The sequence below is a fragment of the Pseudotabrizicola sp. genome (genome assembly GCF_030656345.1).
Taxonomy (GTDB): Bacteria; Pseudomonadota; Alphaproteobacteria; order Rhodobacterales; family Rhodobacteraceae; genus Pseudotabrizicola.
In genome coordinates this window covers 1-4,819 of the sequence record NZ_JAUSNR010000028.1, presented here as the reverse complement: position 1 = coordinate 4,819, position 4,819 = coordinate 1, and the positions used below count along the sequence as shown (strand labels likewise).

The 4,819-nt window shown below is 63.7% G+C and carries 7 protein-coding genes; 6 read left to right on the top strand and 1 reads right to left on the bottom strand.

The window, feature by feature from the left end; translation table 11 throughout:
- Positions 1-21 precede the first annotated feature (21 nt).
- From Q7J44_RS17405 to Q7J44_RS17380, 5 genes are all read left to right on the top strand, one after another.
- Entirely contained in the window at positions 22-354 is a 333-nt protein-coding gene (locus Q7J44_RS17405; RefSeq protein ID WP_304882079.1) for a hypothetical protein, read from the top strand.
- Positions 355-637: 283 nt separating this feature from the next.
- The gene (locus Q7J44_RS17395) at positions 638-1,075 is read left to right on the top strand and encodes a hypothetical protein (protein WP_304882075.1); all 438 of its coding nucleotides are present in this window, start codon (positions 638-640) and stop codon (positions 1,073-1,075) included.
- On the top strand, positions 1,072-2,028 hold the full coding sequence (locus Q7J44_RS17390) for a hypothetical protein (protein WP_304882073.1): 957 nt from the start codon (positions 1,072-1,074) through the stop codon (positions 2,026-2,028). Before Q7J44_RS17395 ends, Q7J44_RS17390 begins: the two co-directional genes overlap by 4 nt.
- Positions 2,029-2,080: 52 nt before the next feature.
- Entirely contained in the window at positions 2,081-2,644 is a 564-nt protein-coding gene (locus Q7J44_RS17385) for a hypothetical protein (RefSeq protein WP_304882071.1), read from the top strand.
- A gap of 65 nt (positions 2,645-2,709) precedes the next feature.
- On the top strand, positions 2,710-3,354 hold the full coding sequence (locus Q7J44_RS17380; RefSeq protein WP_304882069.1) for an antitoxin of toxin-antitoxin stability system: 645 nt from the start codon (positions 2,710-2,712) through the stop codon (positions 3,352-3,354).
- 45 nt (positions 3,355-3,399) lie between these two features.
- Here the strand turns inward: Q7J44_RS17380 and Q7J44_RS17375 are convergent, their stop codons facing one another.
- On the bottom strand, positions 3,400-3,690 hold the full coding sequence (locus Q7J44_RS17375; RefSeq protein ID WP_304882067.1) for a hypothetical protein: 291 nt from the start codon (positions 3,688-3,690) through the stop codon (positions 3,400-3,402).
- Between the two features lie 164 nt (positions 3,691-3,854).
- Here Q7J44_RS17375 and Q7J44_RS17370 point away from each other — a divergent pair, with 164 nt between their 5' ends.
- A complete protein-coding gene (locus Q7J44_RS17370; RefSeq protein ID WP_304882065.1) occupies positions 3,855-4,277 on the top strand; it encodes an antirestriction protein in 423 nt (140 codons plus the stop codon).
- Positions 4,278-4,819 lie beyond the last annotated feature (542 nt).

Below are 4,819 nucleotides of genomic sequence, written 5' to 3'. Positions count from 1 at the left end.
GGTTGCGGCGAACGAAGATGGATCAGGGCCTGCGCCTTCAAGCTTTGCATCCACCATGGCGCATCTCCGACTGAGTCTAAATCGCCTGCCACGATACGCCCGAAGTCGGTTTTGACCGACTCTGTCTATATAATGGCTGAGCAGGTTCACGGGAAAACGCTGACCCTGTCGTCAGGCCGGGTCATCCCGACCCGTTGGGTCGGCGAGCAACATGTCCGTGAAGATCTGGGTTTTATCCCGAGCTTTGCTGATTGGGCGCGGTCGATCCGGGCCGAGCCTTGGATGGGCCGGACCCAGAAGATCGAGGCCGAGGTCGATCCGCATCTCGCTAGCCCCATGCGGGAGGTCATCTGACATGAGCCGGGTATATCAGAACCTCGGTCTTCCGCCTGAAGCCTCTCCCCTCACGGTCGTCCGCACAGCGATCCGCCGGTTGCATCCCGACACGCTCGCGGTCCGCAGCTGGCGAGACGCGCGAAAGCGCTATTACCGCGACCTCTTGCAGGCCCATTCCGCGGCGCAGGCCGCCGCCGAAGTCCCTCAGCCCGCAGAAGCGAGCTGATTTCTCCCCCCAATCGCAACCCAACCTGACCCGGCCGAAGGGGCCTCGGGTTTTTCATTCTGAAAGGAGCCCATCGTGGCTGACTATTTCACACACTTCTCTTGCGTCCTGGACGTGGGCACGGCTGAAAAAGCAATTGCGGCGCTAGACCTCATCCTGCGCTTGCGCGAGGAAGACGAGGCCTCGGATGATCCGGAGTTCTCGGGTTTTGCGCTGTCGCTGCAGGATGGTCCCGGCAGTTCTATCCTCTGGTTCCAGGACGACGGGCAGGGTGACGTCGAAGGCGTCATCCGCTTCGTGCTGCGCCTCGCGGAGGATCTCGACCTCGCCGGCCTCTGGGGTTTCGACTATGCCCACACCTGTTCCCGGCCCCGGCTGGAGGCGTTTGGCGGCGGAGCGCATTTCGTCGATCTTCGCGCGCGCAAAAGTATTGGCTGGATCAGCACCCATGAATGGCTGACTGCTGCGCTGAACGGCGAAGACATCGACGCGGTGGAGGCGCTTGTCGCATGAACACGGCTGTTCCTTCCCGCAACCCCACCTCTTTCCCCGTCCCGGAATTCGGTCGCAGTGCCGATGGCCTGATCGTCGCCCGGATCGGCGATGCCGCCTATGCCATGATCCGTACGGCTGATAGCCGGTATTTCCTGGGCAGCGGCTGGCGTCTCTCCAAGCCCCTGTCGGACTGGAAGCGGTCCGACTTCTACGGCCATGGCGGCGATGTTGCTGACGAGGCCGCTTTCCGCGCCCTCGTTCAGGAACAGGCCGAGCATGAAGGCGAGAAGGCCACCCTCGGTCGGCAGGAGTTCCGCGCCCATGCCAACACGCCCTGGGGACCATCGCAGGGCGCGGTTCGCTACGGCGAGGGCGTGTTTTTCCACTCGACCTCCGGCCATGGCGGGTTCCACCTGACGGTGGATCGCAATGCCCAAGTCCATCCCCAGCTGCGGAACGCCGGTGGTTACTACGAAGAGGATCCCGCTTGGGCCGCTGTCGCGACCGCCTGGCCGGATCTCTTTACTGGGCTTGAGCGGCGCCAAGCCGAAGAGACCCTGCGCCACAACTGGCCGGATGCCTGGGAGGCGATCCATGGCCGGGCGCTGCGCCGTGGTGAATCCCGCACGCGCGACGGCGAAGCCTTTGCCCGCGATCATGCGAAAGACTGGGTCGTGATCTCGGCGATCTATTCCGACCAGCATCGCGGTTTCACCGAGGTGATTGCCACGCGCGGCGGACGGCGCGATCCCCAAACCGAGGAGCGTCGCTTCCTTGTCCCCTCTGGGGACTACAAAGTTGGGGCCTTCGGTTTCGCCATCGATGAGGCCCGCCATGCCGTCTATGACGGCCCGTCGAGTTTCATCGGCTGGCGGGGCAGGGCAGGGCAGGGGGGTGATCCCCAGATGGCGGGTGCAGGGCTTCTCGGTCAGGCACCCGCCAAAGGGAGAGATGGGCGGGTTATTCCGTGACGGGTTTCAGGGTGGGAGAGAGTCTCCTGCCGCCCGTCGCGGAGTGATCCAGATGACCGCACCCATCCCCCAAACCGCCTTCCATGGCCCCGGCGACAACTTGATCAGCGAGGTTCTTGCCCATCTGCGCCTCGCGGACCGCTTGCCCCTGCGCGTCAGCTGCCTATGCCGCGCGCATTGGGACGATCCGGCGATCGATCAGCTGCGCTTTGAGCGCGAGGTTGATCTCGGCAGCTGCGGTGACCTCGCGGCGGCCATGGTCGTGGCCCGCAAAGCTGTCGCTTCCGGCCAGATCGACGCAGGCCAAGATGCGGCCCTGCGTCTGGTGCCGCAGTTCATCGCCATCCTCGATGCCGAGCACAGCCTCGTGCTGTCAGGTGACGTACAGGCAGGCCTGATCCATTGGTGCGCCCCGGTCGACAGCGATGCCGAGGCGCGGCGCGTGGTGGCAGACGCCTGCGGGCTTCGAGCCGCGGCCCGCGCGACGACCGACGTCGGCGATCCCGCGTCGGCAGCTGCGCTGCTCACCCGCGCCCGCTCGCTGGAAGGCCGACTGGTCGAGCCGTTTTGGCGCGACCTTGCAGCCGCTGCAGTCGATCACGCTCTGGTGGCCTGATCTTCGCCCCTTCCGGAAACTCGCCCCGGCCGTTCTGCGGGGCCATACAAGACAGGGACACGCTCATGCCCCAATTGATCGCAACGACCGTCTATCGGATCGATGAACTTCCCGAGGGCGCCAAGGACAGTGCCCGCGCTTGGTATCGCGAGGGCGGTTTCGACCATGACTGGTATGATGTTGTCTATGAGGACTTCCAGCACATCGCGGAAATCCTCGGCATCCGCGTGAAGACCTGGACCACTCGCCTTATCGGCGGTCGCACCCGGCAGGACGCTTGCATCTGGTTCAGCGGCTTCTGGTCGCAGGGCGATGGTGCTTGTTGGGAGGGCTGGTACTCTTACCGGAAATCCGCCGCCGCCGAACTTCGCGCCTATGCGCCGAAGGACAAGACCCTGCACCGGATCGCGGAGACCTTGCAGGCGGCGCAGCGGCAGAATTTCTACCAGCTGCGCGCCGAGGTCACGCATCGCGGCAACTACTACCATGCCTTCACCATGGCGGTCTCTGTGTCCCGGGACAGTGCGGCCGCGGTTGAGGTCATCGGCGATGCCGAGTCCATTGTCACCGATGCCCTGCGCGATCTCGCCAATTGGCTCTACCGCCAGCTTGAGCACGAATACGACTACCTGACATCGGACGAGGCCGTGGACGAGACGCTGGTCGTGGGCGGCTATACCTTCACGGAGGAAGGTCGACGGTTCAGATAGCCGTCCCGAAATCCGCCCATCCCCGTCCCGGGCCCCGGTTGTCCCTCAGCGGTTGCTGTCGATCCAGCGCGACAGCAACTGCCGGTCCCGAAAGCATTCGTCTGGCACGGCGCGGCGTTTGATCCGCGCAAGCCGTTCGGCAAAGGCGACCTGCTTGGAGGTTGGATGGCTGGTGTCCGCAGGCTTCAACTTCGCCTGCGACTCAATCCAGGCGCTGAGAGAGCGGCGGTCTTGCTGAACTTCCCAAGGCAACAGGCTCTGGTTCCGGAGCGCCAGCGACCGCGCATAGGCGATCTGGCGTTCGGTGGCGGGCAGAGCGAAGCTGGCAGCTTCCATGATGGATCTCCCATTTGGATCGTCTCTCAAATATAGAACATATAGAGAACAAAATCAACTCCGCGACCGCAAGAGAGGGGGAGTTGCGTTGGAAATCGACGTGTTCGGGTGGGTCGAGAGAGCCGCCGGCGCGCGCAATTCACCCCTGATCCGGAGGATTTCCGATGACCCAAGCTGCAACCCCCCTGAAACCTGCCACCCTCGTGCTCGAGGCGCGGCGCATGGCATTCTTGCCCGCGCTCTTCAGCCCCGCCCTGATGCTGATCGGCGAGCGCGCCGTCTATCAGTTCATGTCCTGGCTGGCCCCCGACGATTACACCGGTGGTCTCTGGCATTTCCACGAGCGGGACGGCCAGCCTCTGTTCATGTCGCCCTACTCTGACAAGAGGTTCCGCATCTTCTGCGAGACCAACGGCTACATGGGCGAGGTTTCGGCCGAGGCCGCCGGGATCATCGCCACCCTCTTTGCGCTGTCCCATCTCTCGTTCCGGCATGAGGCCGACCAACTGTCCGAAGCCTACATGCGGCTCTACGAGTTCGCGGGCGACCATCCCGAGGCAGGCGAGATCTTTAAGGCGATCGACTGACGCGGGCACCCCGCAAGCCGACTGGAAATTCCTGACCCTTTAGCACCCTCCTGCGGTTTCGTCGGGGGGTGTTTGCATTTGGCTGGCATAGTTTGGCACGGGCGGCATTCGCCATTCGTCGACCGCTGCTGCGTGAGGATTTCAGCGGCTGGATGGCCCCGGGTTTCGACAGGACTTTGCCAAGTGATCATTGTTGCGGCAGGTATTGGGGCGGTGAGCGAGGGCAAGGGCCTTACCGTCAGATCATCATCGAGTTGCGCGGGTTATGATGGAGTCTCAGCCAAGCTCGACCAGCATCTTGGCTCAATCGCTGCCCTCGTTCGAAAATCGTCCTTTACCTTCCATCGCCCTGGCAGACCTGACCACGGTGGAGTTGCTGGAGCGGTGAGGCAGCAGGGGCGGGGGGAGGCGCAAGCTGGCCAGACTGCTGGCAGAGGTGGTTTCATCGCCGGTGGTGCCTGACTTGTCTTTCCTGACGGGCCTTCAGGGTCGCCTTGATCTCCGTGGATTGTCTGTCCCAGCCCGCGTCCAACGGCCTCTGC

What these genes read in the sequence shown, in the direction of transcription:
- Q7J44_RS17370 (WP_304882065.1), top strand. Translation starts at nt 3,855, where the DNA reads ATGACCCAAGCTGCAACCCCCCTGAAACCTGCCACCCTCGTGCTCGAG.
- Q7J44_RS17385 (WP_304882071.1), top strand. Translation starts at nt 2,081, where the DNA reads ATGACCGCACCCATCCCCCAAACCGCCTTCCATGGCCCCGGCGACAAC.
- Q7J44_RS17375 (WP_304882067.1), bottom strand. Translation starts at nt 3,690, where the DNA reads ATGGAAGCTGCCAGCTTCGCTCTGCCCGCCACCGAACGCCAGATCGCC.
- Q7J44_RS17390 (WP_304882073.1), top strand. Translation starts at nt 1,072, where the DNA reads ATGAACACGGCTGTTCCTTCCCGCAACCCCACCTCTTTCCCCGTCCCG.
- Q7J44_RS17380 (WP_304882069.1), top strand. Translation starts at nt 2,710, where the DNA reads ATGCCCCAATTGATCGCAACGACCGTCTATCGGATCGATGAACTTCCC.